We start from the raw sequence: 16099 nt of genomic DNA on the forward strand, positions 1-16099 counted from the left end.
GACCATGCAGGCACGCCACAGGAGCTGTGCAGCGAAAATGGCGAGGTGGTTTGGCAAGGTGAACAAGCCTTATGGGGCCATTATCAACAACGAAATACGCTTCCTAATCATGGTTTTAGAGAAAACGCCCACAATGATGAGCTCTACTGTGACCTGCGTTACCAAGGGCAAATAGAAGACCGTGAGTCCGGCCTTTACTACAATGTTAATCGCTATTACGATGCAGACAGTGGCCAGTACCTAAGCCCAGACCCAATAGGGTTTGCGGGAGGGCTAAGGCCACAAGCGTATGTGTTTAACCCGCTGGATTCGGTTGACCCATTGGGGTTGACTCCATTGAATCAAGGCGGATTTTCTGTCTATGGTTTGTTTGACCAAGGAGCTACGAAGCCTTACTACATTGGGATTTCAAATGATCCACTAAGGAGGTTAGAGGAGCATATCAATACTGGGCGGTTTAATTTAGCGACTGGAGAGCAGCAAGTTCTACAAGAAAATTTGAGTTACGCTGAAGTTCGGGGTTACGAACAGGTATATATTGAAAAGTATGGAACTAAGACAGGCACAATAGGAGAGGATATTTCTTCTAAGAATAGAGGAAATAAAATAAATTCTTTTGATAAAACGAGAACAGATGACCGAGGAGAGGCATTTAAGCGAGAATATGAAAATGCTCAGACGGAAATTAATGGTAAGAAACCTAAAAAATGTGAGTTAAAATGAGTAAGAAAACATTAACAGTCAACGTTGGGGACATTTACTTTGTTCCATTATTTTTAAGCCATGATATGAGTAATAAAAGCTATTTGAGATATAAGTTCGGAGAGGAAGGACAGGTGTTTTGTTTTCTTCGGATTGTAAAGGATTTAATTGGTTCCGGAATTTTAGTAGAAGTTTTTAATTATATTGGTGACGCTAATTCTTCTGTTGAATATATTATTGATAGCGGTAGGATGTTTGAACCTGTATTGATCATAGGTGATGGGATACACAAGAAACGGTGGAGAAAAATAAATGAGACGGAAAACTATGATTGTGAATATCACTCTAACTTTAGTCAGATTAAATTAGTCATTGGAGGATTTGACCGTCCTAAGATTTGGCAAAATAATGAAATTAGAGATCCTGATGAGGATATTAGTTTAATTGAGCGTGGAAAAATGTGGGCAGCGTGTCAGTTAGAATCAAGGATTGTAGGAATGTTATCTGAAATGGGTAGGCTGACTAAAAGTAGCATTATTTGATCTCTTGTAAAAAAGAATTGCAAGGACAGGCACAACTATAAAGGCCATATGCTAATTCAGTGCGAGGTCTTCATCCTTCGGGGTGTCTGTCCCTTTAATTTTTGGGGCGGGTCGTGTATTGGATACGGGTCGATTCCGTTATCACTACGATAGGTGTGGTCGCGTGGTCGAGAAAACCGAATACAAAGACGGTTTCCGACCCAAAACCACCCGTTTTGTTTGGAATGGAGATGACAGGCTCACACATATAGAGCTGCCCGATGGTGGGCGGTACCGCTACCGTTATGACCCGTTAGGCAGGCGAGTCGCAAAAGAGTGTTTGAGCACCCAGCGAATCACTGAGTATTTGTGGGATGGGGCAAACATTGTCCAGCACAGCCAAAAGACCGCCGATGGCAGTGTTATTCAGGAAATTGAATACCTGTACGAGCCAGAGAGCTTTCGCCCACTCGCGCAGGTGACGCATAAGGCCAACCAAGCGTCTCAGCTACACTATATCGTGACTGACCATGCAGGCACGCCACAGGAGCTGTGCAGCGAAAATGGCGAGGTGGTTTGGCAAGGGGAGCAAGCCTTATGGGGCCATTATCAACAGCAAAATACACTTCCTAATTATGGTGTTAGAGAAAACGCCCACAATGATGAGCTCTACTGTGACCTGCGTTACCAAGGGCAAATAGAAGACCGCGAATCCGGCCTTTACTACAATGTTAATCGCTATTACGATGCAGACAGTGGCCAGTACCTAAGCCCAGACCCAATAGGGTTTGCGGGAGGACTAAGGCCGCAGGCGTATGTATTTAACCCGCTGGATTGGGTCGACCCGCTGGGTTTGGCGGGTGAAGCTCATGAAGGGAAGGGTGAAGATGTTACAAACAATGCAAAGGCGATTAAGAATGCCCGTCAACGTGGAGTTAATAGAGCGAAATCAGCTGAAAGAGATCTTGTTAAAAGCGGCCATCCAGGAACTGCTGACAACGGTGGATGGTCATTTGCTGAAAGGAAGCGTATCGCAGAAACTGGGCAATTCCCAAGTGATACCCGTTGGCATCATATAAATGATGTTAAAAGAAACCCTGGCCAGGCAGATTTGGCAGATAACATCATACCTTCAAGGGGCGGAAACGCTGGTCACGTCAGTAAGTATCACCCTAATGGTACTCAAGCAGGCTCCTCTGGCCCACTGCTGAATCGCAGCCAACTCAAAAATAATCATATGAACGGAAATTGAAGATGAAGTTACTAGATTGGATTAAAGCGAATAGACCCGGCAATGTCACCGAATGTGACGATCGTTTTGAGATAGAGCATCAATCTGGAGAGCACTCTACAGTGTTCAAGAGTGCCGAGGCTAATACAGTTACGATGAACTCGCTTAAGTCTCTTGGAGATGTATATACAGACTTTGATGGTGCCGACTTGTTTTCAAGTACATTTAAGATCGCATCAATATCCACCCCAAAATGCGTTGGAGATGTTGAGTTAGTTGAGAGCTTGTCCAAATTTCAAGATTGGGTGAATCAACTGAATCCAAGCTTTCCCGAGAGTGTTGTTCCTTTTATGTATCAGGCAGGTATCGGAGTTTATGCTTTAGGGGAAGAAAGTGGAAAAATTTACGAATGGGATGATGAGCAAGGTGTTTTAACTGATGAATTTGACTCACTCGATCAGGTGTTGACTGAATGGCTTGACGCAGTAGCTTAGTATGTAACACTTTAGCCCTTAATTGAAAACGAAAATAACAAGGACAGGCACCACTATAAAGGCCACATGCTTATACAGCGCGAGGTCTTGGTTAGTCCTTGTTGCGATAGCCAAGTGGTTAGAACTGTGTAGTAGCCAGTGACGTTTGAACGGATTTACGCTCTGACAATGAACAGCAGGAATTGCCAAGCGCTAACAAGTTGCTTCTTTGTTTAGGTTAGGGCGTGATGATAAAGATGGGGGATGGGAAGCTAGCTATTCAGTCGAAGTAAATGGATGCAACGTTTGTTCAAATTGAGCTTCGCCTGTTTTGCACTTTCTTGGCAGCCTACAGCTGTACTGCGGCGACGCTCCAACTGAGTGCATGCCTCCAGCCAGTTTCGCTGGCTGATATTCAGACATCCTTTGTGGTGTCTGTCCCTTCAATTCTTAAGCGTGCGGTGACGCTCGACCACAACGAGCAACCACTGGGTAAAACTTGGTATGAGTACGACGCGGCATCCCGCTTAACCTACACCGAAAATGATGATGCATGGGTATCCTTTGCTTACAGCCACTCTAGGCTGCTATTGGAAGAAAACCTCAATGGCACACCTATCATTCATGAATACGATGAACATGGCCGCCGTATTGGTTCATCAGGCAGCAAAACCGCGCGACAATATCAATGGGCTAAGCACCAATTACAGCAACTGTCTGTAGGCGAGCATACGCCGCTGCAATTTGCGTATCACCCCAGTGGGCATGAGCAAACTCGCGCTACAGAGCAGGGGTTTAGCCTTCACCATCAATGGAGTGAAACAGGGTTACTGTTGCAACAACAGCTTGGTAGAAATGGTGATAGCTTACGCCAGTATCAATACGATGCCCTAGACAGGTTAGTGGGCATTGACGATGCCAAACGCGGTAAATCCAGATTCAGCCTAAACGCCAATGGCCAAGTTCAAGCCGTCCGCCAGCAAAAGACGTGGGAAAGTCAGCAACGCTTTGTACACCTGTTTGGTTACGACAGTGAACTCAACCTGAACCAACAAGGTTTTGCCACTGAATATGGTGATAGCAATGTAGTCTCGCTCGATGATGCACGAGTCACACGCCAATCTCGCCACTACGATAAGGCGGGTCGTGTATTAGATACGGGCCGATTCCGTTATCACTACGACATGTGTGGTCGCGTGGTCGAGAAAACCGAATACAAAGACGGCTTCCGCCCAAAAACCACTCGTTTTGTTTGGAATGGGGATGACAGGCTCACTCATATCGAACTGCCTGATGGTGGGCGGTACCGCTACCGTTATGACCCGTTAGGCAGGCGAGTCGCAAAAGAGTGTTTAAGCACCCAGCGAATCACTGAGTATTTGTGGGATGGGGCAAATATTGTCCAGCACAGCCAAAAGACCGCCGATGGCAGTGTTATTCAGGAAATTGAATACCTGTACGAGCCAGAGAGCTTTCGCCCACTCGCGCAGGTGACGCATAAGGCCAACCAAGATTCTCAGCTACACTATATCGTGACTGACCATGCAGGCACGCCACAGGAGCTGTGCAGCGAAAATGGCGAGGTCGTTTGGCAAGGTGAGCAAGCCTTGTGGGGCCATTACCAACAGAAAAATACGCTTCCTAATCATGGTGTTAGAGAAAACGCCCAAAATGATGAGCTCTACTGTGACCTGCGTTACCAAGGGCAAATAGAAGACCGCGAATCCGGCCTTTACTACAATGTTAATCGCTATTACGATGCAGACAGTGGCCAGTACCTAAGCCCAGACCCCATAGGGATGGCGGGGGGGTTAAGGCCACAGGCGTATGTGTTTAACCCGCTGGATTGGGTTGATCCGTTGGGGTTGGCGAAGTGTCCACTCAAAAAGCTAGAAGAAAGGGGCTTTACTGGGGTTAAACTCAATGATAATGGTGGCTTAGATTATTCCGAGAGTAATGCATTATATTCCAATCCTGAAAGGCTTAAGCCAGATAATACTCACGTAGAGTCAATTGTAAAAATTGAATACACAGGCGATTATCATGCAGACTTTGAAGCGGCTAGCATGAAAGGCTTTGGGCAAAAGTCTACACCAAGGATGGATGGAAACGAATATGTATGGCATCACCTTGATGACTATGATCCTGTAACAAACACGGGAACTATGCAATTAGTACGTAAAGATGCGCATCGCGGTATACAGCATACTGGAGGTGCAAGTCAATATAGGCAAGCCACTGGTAAAAAATATACATTTGGTTATTTATGAGAGGTCATATGGTAGAGCTAGTTTATCCAGAAAAAGAAATCAATATAAGTGAATATAACGAGTTTGAACGTCTTTTTGTGAGAGATTTACCCTTGTCATTTCGAAAGCAATACCTCCGAATTAATGGCGGTATGGCGGGAGAGGAAGATCTAGAAAATGGCCTTTGGGGACTACCCATAGGTGGGTTTGAATCAATAAAGTATGGCGCAGTGCCTATAGAGCGATTAATTGAAGATATCGGTGACATTGTAGACCATGATGAAGTGCTGGTATTTAAAAAATGGGAGTATGTGCCATTTGCACACGATCAAGGTGGTAATATCATATTTGTTTCCCTCAAGGACTCTAACTATGATCAAGTCTGTATTTACGCGATGGATGGCTCTAACATTCATTTCACAAAGTACAATTTTGGAAGCTTCATAGATAAATTATACGCATTGCGTTAAGTGAGCGTTATGTGCGCAGAGAGGCTTTGTTGCGTAATTCGAGGGAACTAAATCAGAAGGTTACGATCTGATCGGCTAAGTAAGTTAATTATCCTAGTCTCATGCTGAAACCTCGCTACAAAACAACGAACTGGAAACAGTACAACAAAGCCTTAATCAACCGTGGTTCACTCACTTTCTGGATTGATGAAGAAGCCATTCGCCAGTGGAAGCAGAGCAAACAAGATAAACGAGGTAGACCTCGTCAGTTCAGCGACTTAGCCATTACCACTGCGCTTATGGTGAAACGAGTTTTCTCAATGCCATTGAGAGCATTGCAAGGGTTTATCAATTCTGTTTTTTCATTGGCTAACGTCCCTATAGTCTGTCCACATTATAGTTGTATCAGTCGAAGAGCTAAGCAAGTCGACGTTTCATTTAAACCAAAGACTAGAGGTGTAATACAGCACCTAGCCATTGATGCAACAGGTCTCAAGGTTTATGGTGAAGGTGAATGGAAGGTCAAGAAGCATGGTACTGACGGGAAGCGTAGAGTCTGGAGAAAGTTGCATTTAGCGGTAGACACCAGCACTCACGAAATCGTCGCAGCAGAACTGAGTTTATCTAATGTTACCGATGCAGAAGTCCTTCCTAACTTGCTCAAGCAAACACGCCGAAGAATTATCGAGATATCTGGTGATGGCGCTTATGGCACAAGGGATTGCCACGATGCCATACGGTTCAAGCGAGCGGTTCCACTCATCCCTCCAAGAGAAGGGGCAGCCTTCTAGGAGAATGGTCACCCTAGAAATTTAGCGGTAGGTTGCCAGAAGCTCTACGGCACCAACAATAAGTGGAAAAAGCGGTACGGCTATCATAAACGCTCACTATCAGAGACAGCAATGTATCGAGTGAAGCAGTTGTTAGGTGGGCGATTAAGTCTGAGAAACTACAATGCTCAGGTTGGTGAAACTTACGCCATGATTAAAGCGCTGAACAAACTTACAGGGCTTGGTATGCCTGAGACTCAGTGTGTTGTATAAGAATCACTCAATTTCAGGCAGTTTGGTCCTCTGATCGAATTACGCAACAAAGCCCTAGGGGGTTAGAACAACGTCAGTTTGAAAAACTCGGTGGATTAGAAGGTACGTCAAACAAACAAAATCCCGTTGGGCCTAACAACCCTAGACGAGAAGAATATTTAGCCAAAGCAGATGAGCACATTAATAAACCACCTAAAGCATGTGAGTAAGGAGTTTAGTGATAATGGTTATTAGGAAAAAAGATTTAGTCGTAGATTCAGTTTTCTCCATTCAAGTACCTGAATATGGGTATGTTCTAGCGCAAATTAGGAAAGATTGTCATTTAGAAGTTTTTGATTGCTTGAGGAAAGAAGATTCATGGGATGACGTTGACCTTAACAATATCACAGTGCTATTTAATATCGTGGTTGCTGTGAGTCGGTTGTTAAAGTTATTTTCGAAAGATTTTACAGCATCAGTGAAAGTTAATAGGCGCCCTCAACCTATACTTAGTTTATCCCTTGGTGAGGTTAGACCATCGACAAATTTGTTTGGCTTGAGACTTGTTAAACATGAAGAAGTATACGATTCAAACAACATCGCTGTTCTTATATCAAGTTTAGATCCAGAATCTCATAGAGATATCATCTATTCATTTGAATGTCTTGGAATGATGGGGGAACCAGAAGTGATTCGTAATCGTATAACCACTTACTATGAGACGGGAGTTAATTGGGATAATCAAAAGTCAATTCTTTATCCAGAGCTTCCATTGCCACCTAAGGGTTATCAACGGATGACATGTGAAGAATTTCTATCATTAAGGAAATAACAGAAATTAACAAGGACAGGCGCTGCTAAAAAGGCCACATGCTTATACAGCGCGTCGTCTTGGTTGGTCCTTGTTGCGATAGGTAAGTGGCCAAATCTAGGCAGTAGTTAGTGACATTTGAATGGATTTGAGCTCTGACAATGAACAGCAGGAATTGCCAAGCGCTAACAAGTTGATTCTTTGTTTAGGTTAGGGCGTGATGATAAAGATGGGGGAAGGGAAGCTAGCTATCCCATCGAAGTAAATGGATACGACGTTTGTTCAAGTTGAGCTTCGCCTGTTTTGTACTAACAACTCATATCCGCTCCATCCGTTGGGTCACTTGTCCCATCAATTCTTACTCGTGTCGACCACTATCAAGTATGATGCCGCATCGTAGTCTCGCTCGATGATGCACGAGTAAAACGCCAATCTCGCCACTACGATAAGGCGGGTCGTGTATTAGATACGGGACGATTCCGTTATCACTACGACATATGTGGTCGCGTGGTCGAGAAAACCGAATACCAAGACGGCTTCCGCCCAAAAACCACTCGTTTTGTTTGGAATGGGGATGACAGGCTCACTCATATCGAACTGCCTGATGGTGGGCGGTACCGCTACCGTTATGACCCATTAGGCAGGCGAGTCGCAAAAGAGTGTTTGAGCACCCAGCGAATCACTGAGTATTTGTGGGATGGGGCAAACATTGTCCAGCACAGCCAAAAGACCGCCGATGGCAGTGTTGTTCAGACAATCGAATACCTGTACGAGCCAGAGAGCTTTCGCCCACTCGTGCAAGTGACGCATAAGCCCAACCAAGCGTCTCAACTGCACTATATCGTGACAGACCATGCAGGCACGCCACAGGAGCTGTGCAGCGAAAATGGCGAGGTGGTTTGGCAAGGTGAACAAGCCTTATGGGGCCATTACCAACAACGAAATACGCTTCCTAATCATGGTTTTAGAGAAAACGCCCAGAATGATGAGCTCTACTGTGACCTGCGTTACCAAGGGCAAATAGAAGACCGCGAATCCGGCCTTTACTACAACGTTAATCGCTATTACGATGCAGACAGTGGCCAGTACCTAAGCCCAGACCCTATAGGGTTTGCGGGAGGGCTAAGGCCACAGGCGTATGTATTTAACCCTCTGGATTGGGTTGACCCGTTGGGGTTGACACCATTGAATCAAGGCGGTTTTTCTGTATATGGATTATTTGATCAAGGAGCCTCGGAACCTTACTAAATTGGGATTTCAAATGATCCTGATAGACGATTACTACAGCATATTAAATCAGGGCGTTTTAATGAAGATACTGGGCAACAAAGGGTTCTTCAAAGAGACTTAAGATATGATGAAGCCCGTGGTTATGAGCAGGCGTATATAGAAAAATATGAAACGAAAACGGGAAAAATTGGGGAGGATATTTCGTCTACTAACAGAGGAAATAAAATAAATTCTTTTGATAAAACAAGAACTGATGATCGAGGGAAAGCATTTAATAAAGAATATGAAAATGCACAGGCAGAGATAAATGGTAAGAAACCTCAAAAATGTGGATGAAAATGAGTAATAAAAAATTAGTAGTTAATTCTGGAGATGTTTACTTTATTCCTTTGTTCTTATATGAGGAGTCGAGCGCTAAAAGTTTTAGTCGTTATAAATTTGGTGGTGTGGGACAAGAGTTTTGTTTCTTCAGGATTATTGACGATCATCTAGGATCAGGAATATTAATTGAAATTTTCAATTGTGTCGGGGGCATAGAGGCCGATATGAATGAAATAGTATCCTCCCCAAGGCTATTTAAACCGATATATATATCTGGTGAAGGTATTTTTAAAAAGAGATGGAGAAAAGTAGGAGAAACGAAAAACTATAACAAAGAAACTGATTCAAATTACAGTAGCATCCAGTTCTTGATTGGTATACCTGGAGAATTCAGGCTCTGGTGCAATGATATGGAAAGTGACATTGATAACTTACAAGATATTGATGATGTTGAAGAACATATTATTTGGACATCAATGCAAGTAGAAAAGCGAGTGTTAAAAGCTTTAGGACGTTTATAAGAGACGAAATAACAAGGACAGACACTACTATAAAGAGCACATGCTAATACAGCGCGAGGCTTTGGTTGGCCCTTGTCGCGATAGGTAAGTGGCCAAATCTAAGCAGTAGAACGCTACCGTTATGACCCGTTGGGCAGGCGAGTCGCAAAAGAGTGTTTAAGCACCCGACGAATCACTGAGTATTTGTGGGATGGGGCAAACATTGTCCAGCACAGCCAAAAGACCGCCGATGGCAGTGTTATTCAGGAAATCGAGTACCTGTACGAGCCAGAGAGCTTTCGCCCACTCGCGCAAGTGACGCACAAGGCAGACCAAGCGTCTCAGCTACACTATATCGTGACAGACCATGCTGGAACGCCACAGGAGCTGTGCAGTGAAAATGGCGAGGTGGTTTGGCAAGGTGAACAAGCCTTATGGGGCCATTATCAACAGCAAAATACACTTCCTAATCATGGTGTTAGAGAAAACTCCCACAATGATGAGCTCTACTTTGACCTGCGTTACCAAGGGCAAATAGAAGACCGCGAATCCGGCCTTTACTATAACGTTAATCGCTATTACGATGCAGACAGTGGCCAGTACCTAAGCCCAGACCCAATAGGGTTTTCGGGCGGGTTAAGGCCACAAGCGTATGTGTTTAACCCGCTGGATTGGGTTGACCCGTTGGGGTTGGCGAAGTGTCCACTCAAAAAGTTAGAAGAAAGGGGCTTCACTGGGGTTGAGGTTACAAATAATGGAGGTCTAGACTACTCGGCTAGTAACGCCTTATACACAAGGAACGGAGTAAATCCAATCCAAAAAATCGAATACACAGGTAATTATCACGAAGATTTCGAACAAGCTAGCATGGTGGCTTTAGGTCAGAAATCAACCCCTAGAGGCTATGTTTGGCACCACTTGGATGATTATGACTCTGTAACAAATACAGGTAGTATGCAATTAGTTAAACAGAGTGCTCATAGAGGGATACCTCATGTTGGTGGCGTGAGTCAATACAAGGCGCATACAGGAAATAGTTATATTTTTAAAAAATGGTGATGTTATGAATGAAATTAGTTTTATATATTTTTTACCACCAGCAACGGATGATGAAATACTCAATTTAGAGAGAGTTTCTGGTTCTAAATTGCCAGAAGAAATGAAGAGTATTTATAAAAAGTATAATGGAGGTCAGCCTCAGCCATCTTTTGTGCATGATGATAAAAACCTTTATCCAATTAATTCGTTTTACTCTATATCTGAGATTATTGAGTCATTTAATGACTTTGAAGATGAATCGTTACCTATTGGTTTTAGTAGATATGAAATGTTACCTTTTGCTTATGACCCTGGCTCTGGTATTTATTCGATATCTTTGCGGAAGAATGATTTTGGTACTGTGTATTTCTATGTATTACATGAAGAAGCTGAAATCTTCGGTGTATGGAGATCATTTAAATCGTTTGTTGAATCAATAGTTGATGATCCTGAAAGCCTATAAGAAGGCTGTTAAAAACTCTCTATGCTTATCCAAGTCCCACTAAAATCACGGTAGCGTGAGACTTGGAAAGGAAATCAGAATAAAAAGGACAGGCCCTTATCGCGATAGCTAAGTGGCCAAATCTAGGCAGTAGCCAGTGATGTTTGAACGGATTTACGCTCTGACAATGAAAATCCTGAATTTCCAAGCCCCAACAAGCTGATTCTTTGCTTAGGTTAGGGCGTGATGAAATAGATGGGTGACGGGAAGTTAGCTATCCAGTCGAAGTAAATGGATGCGACGCTTGTTCAACTTGAGCTTCGCCTGTTTTGTACTAACAATTCATACCTACCTCATCCTTTGTGGTGTCTGTCCCTTCAATTCCGTTGGGCAGGCGAGTCGCAAAAGAATGTTTAAGCACCCAGCGAATCACTGAGTATTTGTGGGATGGGGCAAACATTGTCCAGCACAGCCAAAAGACCGCCGATGGCAGTGTTGTTCAGACAATCGAATACCTGTACGAGCCAGAGAGCTTCCGCCCACTCGCGCAAGTGACGCATAAGGCAGACCAAGCGTCTCAGCTACACTATATCGTGACAGACTATGCAGGCACGCCACAGGAGCTGTGCAGTGAAAATGGCGAGGTGGTTTGGCAAGGTGAACAAGCCTTATGGGGCCATTATCAACAGCAAAATACACTTCCTAATCATGGTTTTAGAGAAAACGCCCAAAATGATGAGCTCTACTGTGACCTGCGTTACCAAGGGCAAATAGAAGACCGTGAGTCCGGCCTTTACTACAACGTTAATCGCTATTACGATGCAGACAGTGGCCAGTACCTGAGCCCAGACCCGATAGGGTTTTCGGGAGGACTAAGGCCACAGGCGTACGTGTTTAACCCGCTGGATTGGGTTGATCCGTTGGGGTTGGCGGGTTGTCCTACTCTTAGAAGTCCCGATGATATTGCCCAAAAATATGGTGGTAAGAAGATCGGCCCAAATAGATATCAGTTCTCGAATAAAAAAACAGCTAAACAAGCTGCTTCAGAAATAGCGGGTGATTTAGGTTCAGATGCAAGAAAGATTCCGCGTAGTGAGTATAGAGATTCGAAAAATACATATCAGCAAGAGATGTCTAATCGCGTTATTGGCAAACACTCGAGGCAGTTGGATGAGAATAATAAACCTATAGCTGGGTATCACGATCACAGTATTGGCCACTCAGGTTTTGGGGATGACAGGCCCCACTTTAATGCTTGGAGTCAATCTACAGGTACAAAAGAGAATGATAATGTACATCTATATTATCCCAAGAATAGCTAATTAGAGGCTCCACTATGAAAGAATGGCGACGCTATGTATGTGAGTTTTGTGAACCACTCCTTATCTTGGAAGAAGATACAGAGCCAGAACTACAAAACTGTAGGTGTGGACATGAATTTATCATGGTACATAAAGAAAGGGGGGCTGGTATATTAGTAAGTCTGATACCTGCATTATCCTCATCTAGAAAATATCATTTAAAAATAGAATCAATGAGTGGGGAGTTAACTCCGAGGATTAGTAAACATTCTTTTTCAAAAGAAGATGTTGGAAAACTGGCTCAATTGTTTATGGGATTAGAGAGCAAGGCTGCGGAAAGGGTATGGAAAGCAAAAAAGCTAAGTTAGATAGAGATCTTATCAAAGCGTTATAATACATGGCTTAGATAAATAAGAAAATAACAAGGTCAGGCACTGCTAAAAAGGTCACATGCTTATACAGCACGAGGCCTTGGTTTGTCCTTATCGCGATAGGTAAGTGACCAAATCTAGGCAGTAGCAAGTGATGTTTGAACGGATTTACGCTCTGACAATGAACAGCAAGAAAATAACAAGGACAGGCACTACTATAAAGTCCACATGTTAATACAGCTGCCCTTATCGCGATAGGCAAGTGGCCAAATCTAGGTAGTAGCCAGTGGCATTTGAACGCATTTACGCTCTAACAATGAACCGCCGAAATTACCAAGCGCCAACAAGTTGATTGTTTGTTTAGCTTAGGGTGTGCTGATAAAAATGGGTGACTTGAAGCTCGCTATCCAGTCGAAGTCAATAGATGGGACGTTTGTTCAAATTGAGTTTTGCACTAACAACTTACATTCGCTCCATCCGTTGGGGCACTTGTCCCTTCAATTCTTAAGCGTGTCGACCGCTATCAGTATGATGCCGCCTCTCGCTTAACCTACACCGAAAATGGTGATGCATGGGTATCTTTTGCTTACAGCCCATCTGGGCTGCTATTGGAAGAGAATATCAACGGCACCTCGTTCGTTCATGAATACGACGAACATGGCCGCCATATTGGTTCATCAGGCAGCAAAACCGCGCGACAATATCAATGGACGAAGCACCAATTACAGCAACTGTCTGTAGGCGAGCATACCCCGCTGCAATTTGCGTATCACCCGAGTGGACATGAGAAAACTCGCGCTACAGAGCAGGGGTTTAGCCTTCACCACCAATGGAGTGAAACAGGGTTACTGCTAGAGCAACAGCTTGGTAGAAATGGTGATAGCTTACGCCAGTATCAGTACGATGCCCTAGACAGGCTCGTAGGCATTAACGATGCCAAACGCGGTAATTCGAGATTCAGTCTAAACGCCAATGGCCAAGTTCAAGCCGAACGCCTGCAAAAGGGTTGGGACAGTCAGTACCGCTTTGTCCACCTGTTTGGTTACGACAGTGAACTCAACCTGAACCAACAAGGCTTTGCCACTGAATATGGCGATAGCAATGTTGTCTCGCTCGATGATGCACGAGTAAAACGCCAATCTCGCCAATATGATAAGGCTGGCCGTGTGTTGGATACGGGGCGATTCCGTTATCACTACGATAGGTGTGGTCGCGTGGTCGAGAAAACCGAATACCAAGACGGCTTCCGCCCAAAAACCACTCGTTTTGTTTGGAATGGGGATGACAGGCTCACTCATATCGAACTGCCTGATGGTGGGCGGTACCGCTACCGTTATGACCCGTTAGGCAGGCGAATCGCAAAAGAGTGTTTAAGCTCCCAGCGAATCACTGAGTATTTGTGGGATGGGGCAAACATTGTCCAGCACAGCCAAAAGACGGCCGATGGCAGTGTTGTTCAGACAATCGAATACCTGTACGAGCCAGAGAGCTTCCGTCCACTCGCGCAGGTGACACATAAGGCCAACCAAGCGTCTCAGTTACACTATATCGTGACAGACCATGCAGGCACGCCACAGGAGCTGTGCAGCGAAAATGGCGAGGTCGTTTGGCAAGGTGAACAAGCCTTATGGGGCCATTACCAACAACGAAATGCGCTTCCTAATCATGGTTTTAGAGAAAACGCCCACAATGATGAGCTCTACTGTGACCTGCGTTACCAAGGGCAAATAGAAGATCGTGAATCCGGCCTTTACTACAACGTTAATCGCTATTACGATGCAGACAGTGGCCAGTACCTAAGCCCAGACCCAATAGGGTTCGCGGGAGGACTAAGGCCACAAGCGTATGTGTTTAACCCGCTGGATTGGGTTGACCCGTTGGGGTTGACGAGTTGTGAGCTTGCTAAAAAGATGGAAGATTCGGGGGTACCGAGGCCTAAAAACTCCGCGGCCCACCATATTGTTGGAGAAACATCAAAAGGAGCTAAACCTGCTAGGGATATATTGAAAAAGCACGATATTGACATCAACGGTGCAGATAATGGTGTATTTCTGCCAAATAAAGATAATACGAGTGATATGCCTGGTATTCTACACAACGGTAGACATCCTAACGACTACTTAAAATCAGTCAATGACCGAATAACTATTGCAGATACTCTAGGTGGTAAGCAAGCTGTATTGGATGAGCTTTCAGCTATGCGAAGTACTCTTTCTTCAGCCGACCGAAATGCAAGTTGGTATACGGTATTGAATTAGGAAGTTATAAATATGAGAATATATAAACTAAGGTCAGATACAGTCAACTACAGTGTTTTTATTGAAGAAATACCTGAAGGGCAAAACAGTATAATGCAACGATCTGTACAGAATAGATGGAAAGGATTTGATGATAAATATAATCCTATTGTAGTCTCATTAGGACAAAGCGATACAGGGAAGAAAAACTACCAATTTGATATTTGTAGCTTTCTTAGCCCATTCTTTATATTTAGTGAAATGGCACTGGAAACATTAGGTGATATTCTTCGGCCAAGAGGTGAAGTTCTTTGTATTACTACTGAGAGTGAGAAAAAGAAATTTTATGGTTATTACCCTACAAACCCATTGAGTGGTTGCTTCGATAGAGATAATTCCATATATAAAGAATATCCTAATGGTCTAATGATACGTAAATGTGTGTTAAAAAGAAGTGAAATAAATGATGATTATTTATTTTGCATTGAAGAGGATATAAGTAGTGTTTATGTGACTGAAAAGTTCAAACAACGTGTCTTGGATGCAGGATTGCTTGGGTTTGATTTCTCAAATCAGGTAGAAGTCTCTTAATCGTAAACTTGGGTTCAAATACAAAGAGTAAAACTGGACTAAAATAACAAGGACAGGCACCATTCTATGTGCTATCTGTCCCTTCAATTCTTATTGAATACGATATTGAAGGCAACCTTACCATAAAATTAATAAGGACAGACGCTACTATAACAGCGTTATAGGGACAGGCACTACGATAAAGGCCAAATGCTAATACAGCGCGTCGTCTTGGTTGGTCCTTGTTGCGATAGGTAAGTGGCCAAATCTAGGCAGTAGTTAGTGATATTTGCATGGATTTACTCTCTGACAATGAACAGCCGGAATTGCTAAGCCCCAACAAACAGATAGTTTGTTGAGGGTAGGATGTGATGATAAGGATGGGGGACGGAAGCTAGCTATCCAATCGAAGTAAATGGATACGACGTTTGTTCAAATTGAGCCTCGCCTGTTTTGTACTAACAACTCATATCCGCTCCATCCGTTGGGGCACTTGTCCCTTCAATTCTTAAGCGTGTCGACCGCTATCAGTATGATGCCGCCTCTCGCTTAACCTACACCGAAAATGGTGATGCATGGGTATCTTTTGCTTACAGCCCATCTGGGCTGCTATTGGAAGAGAATATCAACG

General features: G+C 43.9%; 15 protein-coding genes and 1 pseudogene. All 16 read left to right on the forward strand.

All coding sequences use genetic code 11. The annotated features are described in order from the left end of the window. Positions 1-723, forward strand: a 723-nt coding sequence (locus tag AACT42_RS01065) for an RHS repeat-associated core domain-containing protein (RefSeq protein ID WP_254918676.1), incomplete at its 5' end; no start/stop codon positions are given. Beyond that, positions 720-1244, forward strand: coding sequence for an Imm26 family immunity protein (locus AACT42_RS01070; protein ID WP_094183031.1), 525 nt, complete (start codon positions 720-722; stop codon positions 1242-1244). The genes AACT42_RS01065 and AACT42_RS01070, both read left to right, overlap by 4 nt. Positions 1245-1362: 118 nt before the next feature. Further along, on the forward strand, positions 1363-2475 hold the full coding sequence (locus tag AACT42_RS01075; RefSeq protein WP_254918677.1) for an RHS repeat domain-containing protein: 1113 nt from the start codon (positions 1363-1365) through the stop codon (positions 2473-2475). Positions 2476-2477: 2 nt separating this feature from the next. Further along, complete coding sequence (locus AACT42_RS01080) at positions 2478-2948, forward strand: hypothetical protein (protein ID WP_094183032.1); 471 nt, start codon at positions 2478-2480, stop codon at positions 2946-2948. 569 nt (positions 2949-3517) lie between these two features. Continuing rightward, positions 3518-5197, forward strand: coding sequence for an RHS repeat-associated core domain-containing protein (locus AACT42_RS01085; RefSeq protein WP_094183041.1), 1680 nt, complete (start codon positions 3518-3520; stop codon positions 5195-5197). Between the two features lie 8 nt (positions 5198-5205). Next, a complete protein-coding gene (locus AACT42_RS01090; protein ID WP_094134082.1) occupies positions 5206-5646 on the forward strand; it encodes an SMI1/KNR4 family protein in 441 nt (146 codons plus the stop codon). A 101-nt stretch (positions 5647-5747) separates the two neighbouring features. Continuing rightward, positions 5748-6668 (forward strand): annotated as a pseudogene (locus AACT42_RS01095) (IS5 family transposase). A gap of 223 nt (positions 6669-6891) precedes the next feature. Further along, positions 6892-7479, forward strand: coding sequence for a hypothetical protein (locus tag AACT42_RS01100; protein WP_094183033.1), 588 nt, complete (start codon positions 6892-6894; stop codon positions 7477-7479). Between the two features lie 486 nt (positions 7480-7965). After that, positions 7966-8706, forward strand: coding sequence for an RHS repeat domain-containing protein (locus tag AACT42_RS01105; RefSeq protein WP_254918678.1), 741 nt, complete (start codon positions 7966-7968; stop codon positions 8704-8706). Positions 8707-9026: 320 nt separating this feature from the next. Next, the gene (locus AACT42_RS01110; protein WP_094131906.1) at positions 9027-9530 is read left to right on the forward strand and encodes an Imm26 family immunity protein; all 504 of its coding nucleotides are present in this window, start codon (positions 9027-9029) and stop codon (positions 9528-9530) included. A gap of 129 nt (positions 9531-9659) precedes the next feature. Beyond that, positions 9660-10568 (forward strand): RHS repeat-associated core domain-containing protein, encoded by a 909-nt coding sequence (locus AACT42_RS01115; protein WP_254918679.1) that lies wholly within the window; start codon positions 9660-9662, stop codon positions 10566-10568. Positions 10569-10572: 4 nt separating this feature from the next. Beyond that, entirely contained in the window at positions 10573-11010 is a 438-nt protein-coding gene (locus AACT42_RS01120; RefSeq protein ID WP_094131905.1) for an SMI1/KNR4 family protein, read from the forward strand. 344 nt (positions 11011-11354) lie between these two features. Further along, positions 11355-12311, forward strand: coding sequence for an RHS repeat domain-containing protein (locus AACT42_RS01125; RefSeq protein WP_254918680.1), 957 nt, complete (start codon positions 11355-11357; stop codon positions 12309-12311). A gap of 14 nt (positions 12312-12325) precedes the next feature. Further along, complete coding sequence (locus AACT42_RS01130) at positions 12326-12658, forward strand: hypothetical protein (RefSeq protein WP_094132079.1); 333 nt, start codon at positions 12326-12328, stop codon at positions 12656-12658. Positions 12659-13269: 611 nt separating this feature from the next. Next, positions 13270-14919, forward strand: a complete 1650-nt coding sequence (locus AACT42_RS01135; RefSeq protein WP_094183034.1) for an RHS repeat-associated core domain-containing protein — start codon at positions 13270-13272, stop codon at positions 14917-14919. 12 nt (positions 14920-14931) lie between these two features. Further along, positions 14932-15489: a hypothetical protein gene (locus AACT42_RS01140; RefSeq protein ID WP_176432256.1), complete on the forward strand. Its 558-nt coding sequence runs from the start codon at positions 14932-14934 to the stop codon at positions 15487-15489. Positions 15490-16099 lie beyond the last annotated feature (610 nt).

The sequence above is a fragment of the Vibrio sp. V15_P4S5T153 genome (genome assembly GCF_963874485.1).
Taxonomy (GTDB): domain Bacteria; phylum Pseudomonadota; class Gammaproteobacteria; order Enterobacterales; family Vibrionaceae; genus Vibrio; species Vibrio anguillarum.